Annotated in this window: 13 protein-coding genes; 5 read left to right on the top strand and 8 right to left on the bottom strand. The window is 41.6% G+C overall.

What is annotated here, in order from left to right; translation table 11 throughout:
- Positions 1 to 43: 43 nt before the first annotated feature.
- Positions 44 to 895, bottom strand: coding sequence for a D-hexose-6-phosphate mutarotase (locus tag OM33_RS02750; RefSeq protein ID WP_038638461.1), 852 nt, complete (start codon positions 893 to 895; stop codon positions 44 to 46).
- Positions 896 to 1,151: 256 nt separating this feature from the next.
- On the opposite strand from OM33_RS02750, the gene OM33_RS02745 reads away from it, so the two are divergent.
- Together OM33_RS02745 and OM33_RS02740 are read left to right on the top strand one after the other, a co-directional pair.
- The gene (locus OM33_RS02745) at positions 1,152 to 2,078 is read left to right on the top strand and encodes an endonuclease/exonuclease/phosphatase family protein (RefSeq protein WP_199922491.1); all 927 of its coding nucleotides are present in this window, start codon (positions 1,152 to 1,154) and stop codon (positions 2,076 to 2,078) included.
- A 150-nt stretch (positions 2,079 to 2,228) separates the two neighbouring features.
- Entirely contained in the window at positions 2,229 to 3,926 is a 1,698-nt protein-coding gene (locus OM33_RS02740) for an alkaline phosphatase D family protein (RefSeq protein WP_038638455.1), read from the top strand.
- Positions 3,927 to 3,984: 58 nt separating this feature from the next.
- Here the strand turns inward: OM33_RS02740 and glmS are convergent, their stop codons facing one another.
- Both glmS and OM33_RS02730 read right to left on the bottom strand, forming a co-directional pair.
- A complete protein-coding gene (glmS, locus tag OM33_RS02735) occupies positions 3,985 to 5,808 on the bottom strand; it encodes a glutamine--fructose-6-phosphate transaminase (isomerizing) (RefSeq protein ID WP_038638452.1) in 1,824 nt (607 codons plus the stop codon).
- A gap of 74 nt (positions 5,809 to 5,882) precedes the next feature.
- Positions 5,883 to 6,647: a DeoR/GlpR family DNA-binding transcription regulator gene (locus OM33_RS02730; protein WP_038638449.1), complete on the bottom strand. Its 765-nt coding sequence runs from the start codon at positions 6,645 to 6,647 to the stop codon at positions 5,883 to 5,885.
- A gap of 199 nt (positions 6,648 to 6,846) precedes the next feature.
- Between OM33_RS02730 and OM33_RS02725 the strand changes: the two genes are divergently transcribed.
- A complete protein-coding gene (locus OM33_RS02725; protein ID WP_052140876.1) occupies positions 6,847 to 7,530 on the top strand; it encodes a hypothetical protein in 684 nt (227 codons plus the stop codon).
- Between the two features lie 23 nt (positions 7,531 to 7,553).
- On the opposite strand, the gene glmU is transcribed toward OM33_RS02725, so the two are convergent.
- Complete coding sequence (gene glmU, locus OM33_RS02720) at positions 7,554 to 8,915, bottom strand: bifunctional UDP-N-acetylglucosamine diphosphorylase/glucosamine-1-phosphate N-acetyltransferase GlmU (protein ID WP_038638446.1); 1,362 nt, start codon at positions 8,913 to 8,915, stop codon at positions 7,554 to 7,556.
- Between the two features lie 265 nt (positions 8,916 to 9,180).
- Complete coding sequence (locus OM33_RS02715; RefSeq protein WP_038638442.1) at positions 9,181 to 9,993, bottom strand: class I SAM-dependent methyltransferase; 813 nt, start codon at positions 9,991 to 9,993, stop codon at positions 9,181 to 9,183.
- A 220-nt stretch (positions 9,994 to 10,213) separates the two neighbouring features.
- Here OM33_RS02715 and OM33_RS02710 point away from each other — a divergent pair, with 220 nt between their 5' ends.
- Together OM33_RS02710 and OM33_RS02705 are read left to right on the top strand one after the other, a co-directional pair.
- Positions 10,214 to 13,402 (top strand): amidohydrolase family protein, encoded by a 3,189-nt coding sequence (locus OM33_RS02710; RefSeq protein ID WP_038638439.1) that lies wholly within the window; start codon positions 10,214 to 10,216, stop codon positions 13,400 to 13,402.
- Positions 13,403 to 13,650: 248 nt separating this feature from the next.
- Entirely contained in the window at positions 13,651 to 14,718 is a 1,068-nt protein-coding gene (locus tag OM33_RS02705; RefSeq protein ID WP_038638435.1) for an ABC transporter substrate-binding protein, read from the top strand.
- A gap of 4 nt (positions 14,719 to 14,722) precedes the next feature.
- Here the strand turns inward: OM33_RS02705 and OM33_RS02700 are convergent, their stop codons facing one another.
- The 3 genes from OM33_RS02700 to ccoG form a co-directional block, all read right to left on the bottom strand.
- Positions 14,723 to 15,013 (bottom strand): S24 family peptidase, encoded by a 291-nt coding sequence (locus OM33_RS02700; RefSeq protein WP_052140875.1) that lies wholly within the window; start codon positions 15,011 to 15,013, stop codon positions 14,723 to 14,725.
- 127 nt (positions 15,014 to 15,140) lie between these two features.
- On the bottom strand, positions 15,141 to 15,554 hold the full coding sequence (locus OM33_RS02695) for a hypothetical protein (RefSeq protein WP_038638432.1): 414 nt from the start codon (positions 15,552 to 15,554) through the stop codon (positions 15,141 to 15,143).
- A 127-nt stretch (positions 15,555 to 15,681) separates the two neighbouring features.
- The gene (gene ccoG / locus OM33_RS02690) at positions 15,682 to 17,064 is read right to left on the bottom strand and encodes a cytochrome c oxidase accessory protein CcoG (RefSeq protein WP_038638429.1); all 1,383 of its coding nucleotides are present in this window, start codon (positions 17,062 to 17,064) and stop codon (positions 15,682 to 15,684) included.
- Positions 17,065 to 17,236 lie beyond the last annotated feature (172 nt).

Here is a 17,236-nt window from a genome sequence, read left to right as displayed (position 1 = left end):
AAAACTCAGCAAATGCTGAGTTTTTATGATTTAAGGTTAAATATTATAACCAACGTACTGTATGTACTAATGAATGGCTGGCACCTGGTTGCAACGTTACTTTATCATCCATTACATTGGCAGCTTCTAAACACAGCATAGTGTGGTATTCATCATCGCGGAAATTACTTAGGCGTTTCGACTTTTCAATCCACGGATTCCACAGTACGCACGAACTCGAATTTTCACGACCGACCTCAATAATGCCGTCAGGTGTATTGATGGTTTGCACTAATGGCGTGTTTTGATACACCATATCCGTTTCGCGGGCAAAGCTAACAATGTCATTTTGTGTATAGGGACCTTCACCAAACTCAATGTAATTTGAACCTTGTAGTCCATCGACTGTCGTGTTTTCAATTTCAGGGGTTGGGAAATAAGTATGCAATGCTTGCGTTAATTCAAATGCAGCAGCACCTGTATTGGTATTTATAAGTTCAATATGTAAATGGTCACTTAGGGTGAATACAACTTTTAAACTTGATTGATGTGGCCAGTACTCTTTATTTACTTGTGCCATTGGCAAAGAAAAACTCACAACAATTTTGTCATCGTTCTCAACAACTTCTTCTGCTCGCCATAACATAGTGCGTGCAAAACCATGCTGCGGCCATCCGTCGTTAGTGCTCATGCCAAACCATGGCCAGCAAATTGGAATGCCACCGCGTACGCCTTTACCCACTTGGTAGTCTTCATCTTGTGAAACCCAAATAAGCGGTTTTTTACCTTTAGGGGTGAACTCGGTAAGTTGTGCGCCTTGCAGAAAAATTTTAGCGCTACATAAGTCGGCATCTACCGAAATATATTCAAGACCAGTATCAGTTTGTTGCACGGAAACAGAAGGAGATAAATTCATAAGGCATCCTATTAAAGGGAACTCAATTTAATGCAGAAAACAAGATAACCAATGCAGGATCAATTAGCAAATCAGTAAATTTCAAGTAAGACTACAGATACCTACCTTATGTTACTTGGTGGATTTAATAGGCGCTGTGCTGATTGAAAATCAGACTGCGGTTAACCGAAAGAAAAGTCATCTTATCGCAAACAAAATGTGTTTTACTCATGGCAATTGATATACTGAAATTCTTTTTCACACAATGAACACACAAATGAAGAAAACGCTTATTACACTTGCTGCGCTGACTGCACTGGTGGGCTGCCAACAAAAAGAACAACAAACTTTAGCGCCAACAACACTGACGGATAGTAACAATTTAAAGTTAGTTAGCTGGAATATAGAGCACCTTGCTGATGAAATTGGCAAAGGATGTAAGCCGCGAAGTCAGGCTGATTATCAAGCGCTTGCTAATTATGCCGCTACCTTAAATGCCGATATTATTGCATTACAAGAAGTGCAGTCTGAAAAAGCACTCAAACGCGTATTTCCAGAATCACAGTGGCAATATGTGGTTTCAAGTCGTCCAGATAATGAAGCCTATGAATGTCGCGGACATGATGGCTTATTCTCAACGCCTCAGCGCACTGCATTTGTAATTAAAAAAGGCATTAATTTTACAGCACAAGCCGATTTCAAGGCACTCGCCCTTGATAATCCTGGATTACGTTATGGCACCTCAATTAGTGTGAATAATGGACAACTTGAAGTGTTAAATGTGCATATGAAAAGCGGTTGTTTTGTTAGTAACTATCGTAAAGACAACAAAAAAGCGTGCACTGTTTATCAACAACAGGGCCCAATTCTTGAAAAGTGGGTAAACCAGCGTGTTGATAGCAAAAAAGCATTTGTTGTACTTGGCGACTTTAACCACCGTTTAGTTGATCAAAACAATCGCTATTGGCAAGAGTTGAGTAAGGAAGATGGCGAGCGTATTTTATTAAGTAGTATGCAAAACTTACAAAGTTGTCACCCGAAATACAAAGCCCCAATCGATCATATTGTAACAGGTCCTATTGCTACTCAGTGGATTGTAGAAGGGTCTCAACAAGTTGATGCGTTTGGCAAACAAGGTGAACTCGATTATGACGATATGCTGAGTGATCACTGCCCAATAAGCTTAACTTTGTCGGTTAGATAACTCTTAAAGCGCACCTTTGTGCGCTTTTGTCATTTTTGTGCCGCAAATATGACACTGAACTGTCGCAAGTTCACAATATCGGAACAGTATATTTTCTCAAGGGACTATTACGCATCGGATGCGCCAATTCACAACTGAGAAAATATAACAATGAAAAGAACAATTCTATTAAGCCTATTGCTGCCTAACGCACTATTTGCTGCACCCGAAGTTCATTATCAAGAATGTAAAACCGCCTTTGACTATGCGCTGGCAAAATACCAAGGTACAACCGACAAAAATAATAGCGGTAGCCAGTGGTGCTATTTAAAATCACCGAAAGACGGTGAAAGTTGGGGCAATGTACGCACTGAGTCTATTCCTGAGTTTAAAACAGTTTCAGGTAAAACGTGTTTAACGCCGTCTAGTTATCAAGGTGAAAAATTCTATGGCTGTACCACTCGCAATCATTCATCGCCATGGTGTTATGTTGCTGAAGGTGACTGGGAAGAATGTGACGCGCCAGCGCCTGAACCGCTGTTAACTCATACACAACCACAGCAAAGCAAACGTTTAGACAGAGTAGCATTAGGTAGCTGCTTTAAAACCAAAGGGGATATGCCAGCAGCGTTAGCGCGTTTGATAGGTCATCAACCCGACCTATTTTTATGGTTAGGCGATAACATTTATGCCGATACCACAAACATGGCCTTAATGCGTCAGAAATACGATGATAAAAAGCGCAACCCTGATTATCAGCAGTTTTTAAAAGCCAACATCCCAGTTATGGCAACATGGGATGATCATGATTTTGGGCGCAACAATGATGGTAAATATTATCAAAAACGTGCAGAGAGCCAGCAAGAATATTTACGTCACTTTGATGTTGAAGCATCGGATCCGAGGCTTAATGGTCAGGCGGGTATTTACGAAGCTAAACTGCTCGGGCCAAGTGGTGAGCAAACTCATGTAATCACACTTGATGCGCGATATTTCCGTTCTCCTACTTTTAGTAACTATGGCACCTGCGAAGGTGATAACAGCACGATCTTGGGCGAACAACAATGGCAGTGGCTTGAAGCTGAGCTCAATAAGCCGAGCGAAATTAAAATTATTGCCAGTGGTATACAAGTATTACCTCCGCTTCACAAAGGAAGAAGCTTAAATAGCTACTGTGCTTACGGAAATGGTAACCAGTTTAATCAAGCGATTGCCAATTTGAATGAAGAAGCAATGTCTGGCACCAGTTACGAATCATGGGCTGAAATGCCCGCTCAGCGAGAAAAGTTATTAAGGCTTGTACAAAAGTCGGTAAATGCAGGCAAGACGAAAGCGGTGATTTTCTTATCAGGCGATCAACACTGGGGTGAGTTGTTACAAAAAGAGATACCAGCCAGTACAGAATTTGGTGCACCTGTTACCGTATACGAAGTGACGGCATCAGGCTTTGGTCAAAATTGGCCGTATCATATTGAAAACCCGCTGCGCTTGCCGATTTATGCCGATTCGCAAGGCAACGGTGACTATTCAAAACAATGCAAATTACCATACAAATATGCGTTGGTTGAATACCAAGGGTGTATTACACGTGATCACGATAAACCTTGGTGCTATACCGAAGTGGATGAAAACGGCAAAGGTATTGAAGGGGCGTGGGGTAACTGCGCACCAAGTGGCGCTGTAATTCCAACCGGTAAAGTTGGCGTTGTGAGTAACAATATTAGTTCGCTAACAACGGGTAATCGTCATTTGATTAATAAGTCGGGAAGCAACTACGGCATGCTTGATATCGATTGGCAAAACCGAGAAATAAAACTGTCGATTCAAACAGCCAAAGAAGAAGCCGTTTCTACGATAGTGACGTTCTAATGCTGTGTAAAATGGCAATAAAAAAGGCGCTAGTGCGCCTTTTTTAATTTGAAAATGCTTACTCAACCGTAACTGATTTTGCCAGGTTACGTGGTTGGTCTACATCGGTACCTTTAATTACCGCTACATAGTAAGACAGTAATTGCAGTGGAATGGTGTACACAATTGGTGCCAGTACATCGTCAACTTGATTGACGTTAATAACACGCATTGTGTCATCTGAGACAAACTCAGATGCTTTATCAGCGAATACATAAATAATACCGCCGCGTGCACGTACTTCTTCAACGTTTGATTTTAGCTTTTCCAGTAGCTCGTTATTAGGTGCAACAACAATGATTGGCATATCGGCATCAATCAGTGCCAATGGACCATGCTTTAACTCACCTGCTGCATACGCTTCGGCGTGAATATATGAGATTTCTTTTAGCTTAAGTGCACCTTCCATTGCGATTGGGTATTGATCGCCGCGGCCTAAGAAAAGTGCGTGATGTTTATCTGCAAACTCTTCTGCTAGGTCTTCAATACCTTCAGCAAGAGACAATGACTCTTCAAGCTTGTTTGGTAGAGATTTAATCGCATTGACAATTTCTGCTTGTGGCTGGCCTTTTTCTTGGGCAATTGATGCAACTAGCATAAGTAATCCAACAAGCTGAGTGGTAAATGCTTTTGTTGATGCAACGCCAATTTCAGCACCCGCTTTCGTCATAAACGCAATATCTGATTCGCGCACTAGTGAGCTGCCAGGCACGTTACAAATTGTCATTGAGCTCATGTAACCTTGCTCTTTAGCTAGGCGAAGTGCAGCTAAGGTGTCGGCTGTTTCACCTGATTGTGAAATGGTTACCAGTAGACTGTTTTCATGAACAAATGATTTGCGATAGCGGAACTCAGAAGCAATTTCAACGTTACAGCTAACACCTGCATATTGTTCTAACCAATAGCGTGCGACCATACCTGAGTGGTATGAAGTACCGCAGGCAATAATTTGCACATGCTTTACTTGCTTGAAAATATCCGATGCCGTATCGCCAAATGCGTCAACTGCAACTTTATCGCCATCAATGCGCGCTTCTAAGGTATTGCGCACCGCAACAGGCTGCTCGTAGATTTCTTTGAGCATGTAATGACGGTACTCACCTTTGCCTGACGCATCTTGGGTGATGTTAGACTCAACCACGTCGCGTTCAACAGCGTTGCCATCGATGTCGTAGATTTCAACTGAATCACGAGTAATACGGGCCACGTCGCCTTCTTCTAAGAAAATAAAGCTGCGTGTTACTGGGAGCAGTGCTAACTGGTCAGAAGCAATAAAGTTTTCGCCTAAGCCTAAACCAATAACGAGTGGGCTACCAGAGCGAGCTACGATAATTTCATTAGGGTTTTCTTTATCAAAAACCACTGTGCCGTAAGCACCTTCAAATTCTTTTACAGCAGCTTGCACAGATGCAAGTAACGAATCATGGCTTTGACGAAGCTGGTGGATTTTATGCACCATCACTTCCGTATCAGTGTCCGATAAAAATTCGTAACCATCACCGCGCAGTTGTGTGCGTAATTTATCGTGATTTTCAATAATACCGTTGTGCACAAGCGCAAGCTGTTGACTCGAAATGTGTGGGTGAGCATTGGCTTCAGTCACGCTGCCATGGGTTGCCCAGCGAGTATGCGCAATACCTGTTGTGCCTTTTACATCTGCAGCGGTAAGTGCTGCATCAAGATTAGCAACTTTACCAACTGCTTTTACAGTATTCAGCGCTTTGTCGTTGTTGCCTAATGCTACACCTGCTGAGTCGTAGCCGCGGTATTCAAGGCGCTTTAGGCCTTCAATTAAAATTCGGTTAACTGGGCGTTCTGCCACAGCGCCAACAATGCCACACATAATAATCTCCTTAAATTGCACGGTATGTGAGCGTTAAATGGGTTACAGGTTTGTTGTCAGAACCTGCAAATGCGTTATTTGGCGCAAATAACAGTAACGTGATGTTGTTCAATTGCCCGCTTAGTGTTGTCGTCTAAGCCATCATCCGTTACTAAATAATCTACTTGCTGCCACGGTATTTCTAAATTCGGTATCTTCTTACCAATCTTGTTTGATTCAACAAGCACAATTACTTCCCTTGCTGAATCAGCCATAACGCGACTCAAACCGATCAATTCATTGAATGTAGTAGTACCTCTATCAATATCAATGCCATCGGCACCAATAAATAATTGATCGAAGTCGTATGAGCGCACAACTTGCTCGGCAACTTGCCCCTGAAATGATTCAGAATGCGGATCCCAGGTGCCGCCAGGCATTAATAAAGTTGGCTCATTTTCTAATGAAAGCAATCGGTTAGCTACATTTATGGCGTTGGTCATGACGACTAAACCACGCTTGTGTGAAAGCTCAGGGATCATTGCTGCTGTGGTGCGACCGCTATCAATAATAATGCGGTTATGATCTTTAATGAGATCAGCTGCTGCTTTTGCTATTTGCATTTTGCGAATCGGATCGAGCTTTTCGTCGCTATTTGCAACGATCTCTTGTGGCAATGCCATTGCGCCACCGTAACGACGTAATAGCAGTCCACTCTGTTCAAGTGCGGTTAAATCTTTTCGAATCGTAACTTCTGACGTTGCAAACTGCTCAGCGAGTTGCTCTACACTGACCTCACCAAGTTCATTAACTTGCTGCAAAATAGTATGGCGTCTTTGTTGTGTATTTCGTTTCGTCATTTCTTCATTAAGTTTCGTTTCGAAAGGTTTTGTATTTTAGTCGAAACTTAATAGATCGCAAGTGCTTATTTAGTAATCGGAGTAAACCGCTTCATGAAAAACGCATAATACTGACTAAACCATGCTTATTTGGGGGAGTTGTAGTTGCGCTTTTATTTATTTATAGTGCTTAAAGCGTTAATAAAAACAACAAGATGCTATGAAGGAAAAAAAGCAATCCAAACTTCACTTTTCGCAAGATAAGGTGAATCTATTTTTGGCGCTATGCGCGATTATTATTTCAGCAGCGTCATTTTATGCGACATTTCTACAAGCAAATGCTGCGGAAAAACAGGTAAAAGCTGCAACTTGGCCTTGGATGCAGTTTGTTTCTGGCAATGCGAATATGGAAAAGCGCAGCCAAGAAATTACCTTTACCTTGAAAAATTCTGGTGCGGGCCCGGCACTTGTTAAATACTTGAAGTACACCTACCAAGGTAAAGAGTATTACAGCGTTTATGACTTTATCAGTGCATGTTGTTTTGATATTCATGCCTACGAAAAGGCGCTGCAAGAATTACAAAAGAAGTCACCGAAGGTCAATTTCTTTAAAGAATTTGGTTGGATCACTACCTCATTTGCGCAAAACGCTCTGGTGCCACCGGGGGACTCGCTTAATCTATTGGCATTTGAAAAAACCAAATATAACGAGAAGTTTTGGCAAGTACTCGATAAAAAACGCTTTAAAGTAAAAGTTGAGGTGTGTTACTGCTCATTACTTGAAAATTGTTACATCAGTAATGGCAAAGGTGATACCCAAGAAGTTGAAATGTGCCCAGCAATTGCCGAATCGAAACTTATCGTCGAAAGCCTTTCTGTAGAAACAAAAAAAGCCGCTAAATAGCGGCTTTTTCAATAGCGTTGCTGTTAGCTTTTCTTAACAGGACGCTGCCAACCATCAATATTACGTTGCTTTGCACGTGATACCGCTAGCTGTTGTTCTGCAACATTGGCTGTAACAACTGAACCTGCGCCAATAGTGGCTGTTTGACCAATTTCAACAGGCGCTACCAGCGAGCTGTTTGAGCCAATAAACGCGTTATCGCCAATAATGGTTTTAGATTTGTTTACGCCGTCGTAGTTGCAAGTAATGGTGCCAGCACCAATATTCACTTTTTCGCCTACTTCAGTATCACCAAGATAAGTGAGGTGATTCGCTTTAGAGCCTTTACCTAAGCGGGTCTTTTTCATTTCGACAAAGTTACCAATGTGTGAATCTTCTTCCATAACAGCTCCTGGACGAAGGCGTGCAAATGGGCCAAGTGTGCACTTAGCTGCTACTTTTGCCTCTTCAACAATTGAGTTAGCCTTAATCACTACGCCATCGCCGATTTCGCAATCTTTTAATACACAGTTCGGGCCAATAACCACATCGTTACCAATAACGACCTTGCCTTCAAATATGACGTTTACATCAATTTGTACGTCTTGTCCTGTGGCGACTTCACCGCGTACGTCAATGCGTGCAGGGTCGGCTAAACTTGCGCCATTTAGCATTAACTCTTCAGCTTGCCACGCTTGATAAGCGCGTTCTAATGCCGCTAGTTGCACGCGATTATTTGCACCTTCTACTTCCATTAAATCGCTTGGTTGCGCTGAAGTAATTTCAACACCATCAGCGTGTGCCATGGCTACGATATCAGTAAGGTAGTATTCACCTTGTGCATTATTATTTGATAAACGACCTAACCAATCGCGTAACAAGCCGCCATTAACCGCCATAATACCTGAATTAATTTCGGTAATTTTTAGTTGTTCTGGATTGGCATCTTTTTGCTCAACGATACCTACAATATTGCCATCTTTACGCTCAATACGACCATAACCTGTAGGATCATCTAAATCTACAGTCAGAATTGCAAGGCCTTGATTTGGTGTTGCTGCAAGCAGTGCTTCGAGTGTCGATTTTTTTGTAAGCGGTACATCACCGTAAAGAATCAATACGGTATCGTCATTGGCAATATGCTCTTTCGCTTGTGCAACTGCATGACCAGTACCTAACTGTTCTGCTTGTAAAACCCAGTTCACATCGTTGTGTGCTAAGTGTTCTTGAAGTAATTCACCACCATGGCCATACACTAAATTTGTGGTTTTAGCGCCAAGCGATAATGCGTTATCAATAACATGTTGCACCATTGGTTTATTCGCAACAGGGTGTAGGACTTTTGGTAGTTTTGAACGCATACGAGTGCCTTTGCCCGCAGCGAGAATTACAGTGGTCAGTGCCATTTATTAATTTCCTTTTTTCACATCGATAACAACCATGTATGAATTTCGTTAAATAATCCCACTCCCTGTGTTGAATAAACTCACCCAAAAAGATGAGTACTTGGTCATACAGAGTTGCTAAAACGGGGGATATTTTAACCTGTATTTGCGTTTAGATTAAATGACAAAGGACAAATAATTGTGAAAACAAAAACAAACAAGCACTTAGTATTAAGTGCTTGTGCTCTTAGAGAGTTGCTATTTAGTTAAGTATGGATGGTATGAATTACAATGTTGGCTTAACAAATTTAAGCGTAAATCGGTTACTTTCGCCAATAGCTAAGTATTTGGCTTTGTCTTTATCACCCAATGCAAGTGTTGGTGGTAGTGTCCAAACGCCTTTCTCGTATTGGGCTTGATCGAGCGGGTTGGCATTAACACCTGAACTTGCTACCAATTTAAAGCCCGCTTTTTTAGCAGCAGCTTCTACCACACTTTGCTTGATATAACCTGACTGACGGAATGCTTCAGCATCGAGGTTTTCAGGTAATTTATGATCGACCACACCTAACACACCACCTGGCTTAAGCGCTTTGAACGCGGAATCTAATGTGGTTTGCATCATTTCATCACTGGTCATGTAAAAGTTATGCAAGTTACGAAATGTCAGTACCATATCTGCACTACCAGCAGGTGCCATATCAGGACTAAACTTAGGGTGGAATTCGGTTATTTCTGTTTTGCTCAGCGCAGGCGTATTTTTAATTTTTGCTTGATACTTAGGTAAATGTTTATTGAAGTAACCCACATCGGTTCCTGATGGAAAGTGTGCTGCAACAAACTTACCTTTTTCAGCAACAACAGGTGAGATAACTTCGGTGTACCAACCACCTCCAGGCCAGATTTCAACGACTGTCATATCCTCAGTTAAGCCGAAAAAGTTAAGTGTTTGCTGAGGATTACGAAATTCATCTCGCGATTTATTTTTGTCGCTACGTACTTCGCTTTTTACTGCTTCTTGTAATGTTGTTGCGTGTACGGCTGTGATCGAGCTTGCTGCAATGGCTGCAGTAATCGCTAGGTTAAGTATCGTTTTCATTTTTAGTCCCTAAATATAATTTTTCAGTACAAGATAATCATAAAACTGTTGAATGTTTAAGCATTTTGCGATTGAACTTGTTGCAAAATATTTCCAATTTGGTTGTTGATAGTTTTTTAATCGAATTTTTAAGTGGTTTTAACTCACCCAAACTAGCTAATTCCCCACGATTTTGTTTCAATTCATTACAGAATAAACGTGACAACAAGAAGACTCCTAGATGAAACACATATTAAAAACCTCACTTGCAATGGCAGTGAGCTTAGCGCTGTGTTCGCATGTAAGCGCTGATGAAGCAAAAAAAGAAGAGAAAAAAGAGTGGCAAGTAGACGCGCCACAAGGTGAATTTTTTGATGCAAACATCAAAGTACAACAAGGTACTTGGATGAATGTTGATATTAGCCCTGACGGTAAAACACTGGCGTTTGACCTTTTAGGTGATATTTACACAATGCCAATTTCAGGTGGTAAGGCGACAAAGCTTACTTCTGATATTCCATGGCAAATGCAACCGCGCTTTAGCCCCGATGGCAAAAAGATCGCGTTTACGTCTGACCAAGGTGGCGGTGATAACATTTGGGTTATGAACACAGATGGTTCAGAGCAAGTCGCAGTAACAAAAGAAACGTTTCGTTTATTAAACAGCCCTGTGTGGAGCCCTGATGGTGACTTTATTGCGGCGCGTAAACACTTCACGGGTACGCGTTCACTTGGTGCAGGTGAAGTTTGGCTTTATCACAAAGCAGGTGGCAAAGGTGTTCAGCTAACAAAGCGTGCTAACGACCAGAAAGACCTTGGTGAGCCAGCATTTTCACCTGATGGCCGTTATGTCTATTTCTCACAAGATGCAACTCCAGGCAAAACATTCCACTACTCAAAAGATTCTGTTGCGGGCATTTATAAAATCAAACGCTATGATCGCGAAACAGGTGAAATTGAAACCATAATTGAGGGAATGGGTGGTGCTATTCGTCCAACGCCATCACCAGATGGTAAAAAACTAGCTTATGTAAAGCGTGATGATTTCCAATCAAGCTTGTATGTTTATGACTTTGCAACAGGTGAGCATACTAAGCTCTATGGTGACCTTGAGCGTGATATGCAAGAAACATGGGCAATCCATGGTGTTTACACTTCAATTGCATGGACACCAGATAATGAAGAGTTGGTGTTCTGGGCTGGCGGTAAAATTCATAAACTGGATGTTGCAAGCAAAAAAGTAAGTGACATTCCATTTGAAGTAGAAACTAGCAAAAAGTTACAAACGGCACTGCGTGTTGCACAAAATCTTGATACTAAAGATTTTGACGTAAAAATGCTGCGCAATGTACAGGTTTCACCTGATGGTGAAACAGCCATTTTTGAAGCCATGGGTCACATTTATAAGCGTGATTTAGAATCAGGCAAAGTAAAACGTTTAACCAAACAAAACGACCATTTTGAGTTCTACCCGTCGTTCTCACGTGATGGTAAGAAAATTGTCTATGTTACTTGGGATGATAGTGAGCAAGGCAAAGTACGCGTAGTATCAGCGCGTTCTGGTCGTGGTAAAGATGTTGTCGAAGTAAAAGGCAAATATGTAGAACCTACTTTTAGCCCAAATGGCGATACTGTGGTATATCGCAAGATTAAAGGCGGTGCGATTTTAGACCCAAGCTATTCTGTTGAACCAGGCATTTATGCAGTTAGCTCTAAAGGTGGTGACGCTGAGTTTATTACCAAAAGTGGTATTCAACCACAATTTGGTGCGCAGAATGACCGCATTTATGTGATGCAGGCATGGCCGAAGCCTTCTCTGTCAGTGGTAGAGCTGGACAGTAAAAAAGAGCGCAAGCTTTACGAGTCGAAGCATGCGACAGAGTTTCGTGTATCACCAGACGGTAAATACTTAGCGTTTGCAGAGCGTTTCAAAGTCTTTGTAACGCCTTTTGTTGAGCGTGGCAAAACTATCAACATAGGTCCAAAAGACAGCCAATTCCCAATTGAGCAGTTATCAGTACGCGCCGGTGAAAACATTAGCTGGAACACAGCAGCCGATAAGCTTTATTGGTCGCTTGGTCCAGAACTTTATCATGCAGACTTGAACGGTGTGTTTGATATTACAAAAGACGAGTCTAAGTCGTTTAAAGTAGAAAACGGCCAAAATATCGGCTTTAAGCAAAAAATGGATGCGCCAAAAGGGGTAATTGCACTGACTGGCGCACGCATCATTACCATGAAAGGTGATGAGGTGATAGAAAATGGCGTTATCTTAACAGATGGCAAGCATATCAAAGCGGTTGGTGCGGTAGCAGATGTAACTGTACCAAGTGATGCGTTAATTATTGAAATGAATGGCAAGACGATTATGCCAGGCTTAGTTGATGCGCATGCTCACGGTTCACAAGGTTCGAATGAAATTATCCCGCAACAAAACTGGGAGAATTTAGCAGGTCTTGCGTTTGGTGTTACGACAATTCATGACCCTTCAAACGATACGACTGAAATCTTTGCCGCTAGCGAAATGCAAAAAGCAGGTAAGATTGTTGCCCCGCGCATCTTCTCAACCGGTACCATTTTATATGGTGCGAACATGCCGGGTTACACGAGCCATGTTGATAGCCTAGACGATGCTAAGTTCCACATCGAGCGCTTACAAAAAGTGGGTGCGATTAGCGTTAAATCATATAACCAACCACGTCGTAATCAACGTCAACAGGTAGTGCAAGCCGCACGTGAGTTAGGCATGATGGTAGTACCTGAAGGTGGTTCATTGCTGCAACACAACCTAACAATGGTTGTGGATGGTCATACTGGGGTTGAGCACTCAATTCCTGTGGCAAATATTTATGATGATATTAAGCAGTTATGGCGTCAAACTGACGTGGGTTATACGCCGACACTCGGTGTCGCATACGGTGGTATTTGGGGTGAAAACTATTGGTACGATAAAACAGATGTATGGTCACACCCAATTCTGTCGAAATATGTACCTAAGAACCAATTATTGCCGCGCTCTATGCGTCGTGTTAAAGCGCCTGATCATCACTATAACCACGTAAATAACGCGCGTGTTTCGAAAGAACTACAAGACTTAGGTGTGTTAGTGAATATTGGTGCACACGGTCAACGTGAAGGTTTAGCTGCGCATTGGGAAATGTGGATGTTCGCGCAAGGCGGCATGGCACCACTTGAGGTGATCCGCACTGCGACTATCGACCCTGCCAAACATTTTGGTTTAGATAAGCATATTGGTTCACTTGAAGTCGGTAAGCTTGCTGACTTAATGGTAATTGATGGCAATCCGTTAGAGAATATTCGCGATACCGATAAAGTAACGCATACAATGATCAACGGTCGTTTATTCGACACGGCTACAATGAACGAAGTAGGTAAGAAAAAACGCGAAAAGCTGTATTTTGAAAAATAAGCTTTGAGCAATGTAACGTTTAAAGGCTGAACTTAGGTTCGGCCTTTTTTTTAGCGAGGTATGCATAGTGTTAACTTATTTATAGTTGCACTGCAGCAAGGCTCGCTTTGGTAAAGATAAATTTAGTAGCTATAGTTTGAATTATAAGTGTCACCGGTTAGCTGCTCTGAGTTGTTGAGAACCTACAGCTTTATTTTTGTTCACGTTATATACTGTTGGCGATCTAGCAGTAGAAAATGTAGTGTAAAATGAAAAATTCAGTGCGTTTATTATTTACTTTTATTCTCTTCAGCTGTGTATTTAGCTTTGCTAGTCACGCAAAAATAAAAGTGGTTTTTATCAATCCTGGCTCAGAATCAACAAATGACTCTGGAGATTTTTGGCCTAATGTAAACCGCTTTATGATGGCAGCAGCAGAAGATTTAGATGTACAACTGACATCACTGCATGCTAATCGAAATCATATTCTTATGAAGCAATTGGTCAGTGACGCGATTGCCAGCAAACCCGATTATTTGATTTTGGTGAACGAAAAAGAAAGGTTGCCGCAGATGCTTGAGCAACTCGCCAATACCAATATTAAAGTCTTTTTATTACTCAATAAATTTAGTCGTGCACAACAAAGTACCCTACCGCAGTCGTTAAAAGAAAAGGTGATAGGATGTTTATCGCCGAATAATAAAGAAGTTGGTGAGCAATTGGCGAATGCGCTGATTAAGCGTGCAAGCAAGTTTGATAAAACCGACTTAAAAATGTATGCACTACTAGGTGATTACAAAACTCCCGCAGCAAAAGAGCGCCAAATAGGCTTGAAACGTGCTCTGCAAAAGCATGCTGATGTGACATTGATTGATTCTACCGTGGCTAATTGGTCTGAGAGTAGTGCCTTTGAAAAAACGTATGGGGTGTTGTCGAAACACTCTACAGATATCGTATGGGCTGCCAATGATGCGATGGCGTTTGGAGCAATTGCTGCATTAGAACAATTAGGCAGAGCTGAAGAAGTGATTGTAGGCGGAATTAATTGGGATGTTCATACTAATGGGTATACAACAGATGTGTCATTCGGTGGTCATGTCACCTTGGGAGCCAAAGCGATTTTAATGCTAAATGACCATCACTTTTATCCGGAAAAAGCGCAAGCTATGAGTCAACGTGTCGCTATTTTTGAATCTTCTGAGTCAACTGTTCATGCTGAATTTATTAGCTTGCTGCGTGAAGAACAGTTTAATGAGATCGATTTTGCACGTTTCAGTGTTGCAACTGACAACCCCTTGGCATTTAACTTATCTAATTTAATGAGTGCTAAGCATTAACGTATCATCCTAAATTACATAATAATACGCCTGTGATTTGCGTTGCGTTAACCGGTCCAATTTGACAGCAGGCTAAAGTGTGCGGGTCGTCACCTGCAAGCCAATATAATCCATTCTTGTCTTGATACGCGATACGTTTGATAATGGTTCCAAACTCACTGTGTTCTACTTTTACTATCTGCCCCTTTTTCAGGTGCTTTTTCGTACCAAAATTATGCAGTAGGACATAGCTATTTGTTTCGATTGTGGGCGACATACTGTTGCCCGAAACTTTGTTAATGCTTAACCCGAACATTGTGTAAATCCTTTGCCTTGTTTGTCCTTTCGCATGCCGCTGCAACAGTGTCAAAATGAAAGAGTTTATCGAGAGTTTTAACTGCTTTGTTTAAAGCTGAGGGCTTTGTCATGGTTGTTCCTTTTCTTTAATGCAGCAAAGTATGACTATTCGCGTATTGGTGAGCACGATTAATACCTGTGCATTGGCGATGATACTTTGCTTGGAAATCTGAAAGGTGTTTTAGGGTAATAGCAGACAAACGAACCGCATTACTTTGCGTGTTATCACAGTTTGCTTGGTTATTAGCATGATCGAGAATAGTAAAATGGGCATGCAGTAAGCATTGCAACGCACGTTCTAATTGACCTTGTTGTTCATAAGTAGCAGCTAAATTTTGATACCCGCATACCCAGGCTTGCATTGCTTCAAGATTGTTGCGCTTCTGCTGCCAAAGTAAATCAATAAGCTCAATTGCACGCATATAATAACGTTCAGCCTCAAGCCAATTATGTGAATCAAAGCATTCATTCCCTTTGGTCATAGTGGATTGCCAGCTCATATGAAAAACTCTATCTACCAACTTAATGATAATGATTATTGATCGCGTTTGTGGTGTTGTAAAGAAAAAAGGCTCAATTAAATTGAGCCTTGCGTGCTAGGGAACTGAGCTGTATCTGGATGACAGCTTAGGGTTTGTAGAATTTAGATTGCTTTGTAATCTGTATGTCCGGTGACTCTATCGCTTTCACCTTAAAGTCAATCTCAGTTACTTTTTGCTTTAAGTCATATGCATCAGCAGTCACAGTTACTGGGAACTGGCTCATCTCACCTGCAGCAATAATAATTTGTTGAGGCGCACTTAATGCAAAGCGAGAATCTTCCAACAATGTGAGCGAATAGGTCAGCGTATTTTGCGTTTTATTGGTAATTTTGAAGGTGTAAGTGTTTTCAGTCAGACCTTCATAATTGACTCGATAAAGCGCATTGCGGTCACGTAAAATGCTAGTTTCAATTGGCACGCGTAAATTCATCCACACCAGCATGGTAATAATCACAAGACCTGTAAAGAAGCCGTATCCGACTAGTTTTAAACGGAATTTATCCGTTTTTTGACCTGCTAATTGATGTTCACTGGTGTAGCTAATGAGACCTTTCTCATAATTAAATTTTTCCATTGTTTCATCGCAAGCATCAATACAAGCACCGCAGTTAATGCATTCATATTGTAAACCGTTACGAATGTCGATCCCTGCAGGGCAAACTTCAACACATAGGTTGCAGTCAACACAGTCACCCAACCCAAGTTGTTTTGGATCGTCTTTGCGTTTACGACGGCCGCGTGACTCGCCGCGTTTCTCATCGTAGGCAACAACATAGGTATCCTTATCAAACATCACAGCTTGAAAGCGTGAATAAGGACACATATAAATACACATTTTTTCTCTTAAAAAGCCCGCATTGCCATAGGTACATACCGCAAATAAACCAACCCAGAACATAATAAGTCCCGACCATTCCAAAGCGATAAGGTTGCCGTACAGTTCGGCAACAGGCACAAAATAACTTAAAAACGTGGTGGCAGTAAAAAATGAAATAGCACCCCAAATGAGATGTTTAAGGCTCTTTTTGCGGAATTTCTCAAATGACATTTTTGACTTGTCGAGCTTGATGCGTTTATTGCGGTTTCCTTCGATTTTTTCTTCGACCCAAATAAACATCATCATCCATACTGTTTGCGGGCAGGTATAACCACACCAGACTCGACCGAGCCAAGTCGTGACAAAAAACAACGCAAATGCACCAGCCATAAAGACCCAGGCCAATAAGGTAAAATCTTGCGGAAATAATGTGGTATTAAAAAAGCGAAATTGTTGCGAGCCGATATCAAGCAGTATCGCCTGTTGACCATGGTAAGGAATAAAGGGGATAAGAATAAACGCCAACATCAGTGCCCAACCAATATAACGGCGAAGTTGCTGGTATTTTCCTTTTTGAGAGCGCACATAAATAGGCCCTTCTGTTTTATAGGGCTTAATAATCAGATCTTCTTCTTTGATATCAAACTTCATACTATTTCTCGACGGTAGATATACGTAATGCTTAGTTCACTAATAACAATAACTATGCCAAGCTTGAAATGTGGTCAAGATATTGATTTTTATCGTTTTATTTTGGTTTGGTCAATTCCGTTTGTCGCGACATATCGCGGCTCCGCGATATGTCGTGGTTTTTGCAGTGAAT

The sequence above is a fragment of the Pseudoalteromonas piratica genome (genome assembly GCF_000788395.1).
GTDB classification, from domain to species: domain Bacteria; phylum Pseudomonadota; class Gammaproteobacteria; order Enterobacterales; family Alteromonadaceae; genus Pseudoalteromonas; species Pseudoalteromonas piratica.
This window is presented reverse-complemented; position numbering and strand designations above follow the sequence as displayed.

Bases quoted from the DNA above. Each gene is read 5' to 3' on its own strand.
- OM33_RS02700 (WP_052140875.1), bottom strand. From the start codon at position 15,013: ATGTTCGGGTTAAGCATTAACAAAGTTTCGGGCAACAGTATGTCGCCC.
- OM33_RS02740 (WP_038638455.1), top strand. From the start codon at position 2,229: ATGAAAAGAACAATTCTATTAAGCCTATTGCTGCCTAACGCACTATTT.
- OM33_RS02710 (WP_038638439.1), top strand. From the start codon at position 10,214: ATGAAACACATATTAAAAACCTCACTTGCAATGGCAGTGAGCTTAGCG.
- glmU (WP_038638446.1), bottom strand. From the start codon at position 8,915: ATGGCACTGACCACTGTAATTCTCGCTGCGGGCAAAGGCACTCGTATG.
- OM33_RS02730 (WP_038638449.1), bottom strand. From the start codon at position 6,647: ATGACGAAACGAAATACACAACAAAGACGCCATACTATTTTGCAGCAA.
- OM33_RS02705 (WP_038638435.1), top strand. From the start codon at position 13,651: ATGAAAAATTCAGTGCGTTTATTATTTACTTTTATTCTCTTCAGCTGT.
- OM33_RS02695 (WP_038638432.1), bottom strand. From the start codon at position 15,554: ATGAGCTGGCAATCCACTATGACCAAAGGGAATGAATGCTTTGATTCA.
- OM33_RS02750 (WP_038638461.1), bottom strand. From the start codon at position 895: ATGAATTTATCTCCTTCTGTTTCCGTGCAACAAACTGATACTGGTCTT.
- glmS (WP_038638452.1), bottom strand. From the start codon at position 5,808: ATGTGTGGCATTGTTGGCGCTGTGGCAGAACGCCCAGTTAACCGAATT.
- OM33_RS02715 (WP_038638442.1), bottom strand. From the start codon at position 9,993: ATGAAAACGATACTTAACCTAGCGATTACTGCAGCCATTGCAGCAAGC.
- OM33_RS02725 (WP_052140876.1), top strand. From the start codon at position 6,847: ATGAAGGAAAAAAAGCAATCCAAACTTCACTTTTCGCAAGATAAGGTG.
- ccoG (WP_038638429.1), bottom strand. From the start codon at position 17,064: ATGAAGTTTGATATCAAAGAAGAAGATCTGATTATTAAGCCCTATAAA.
- OM33_RS02745 (WP_199922491.1), top strand. From the start codon at position 1,152: ATGAAGAAAACGCTTATTACACTTGCTGCGCTGACTGCACTGGTGGGC.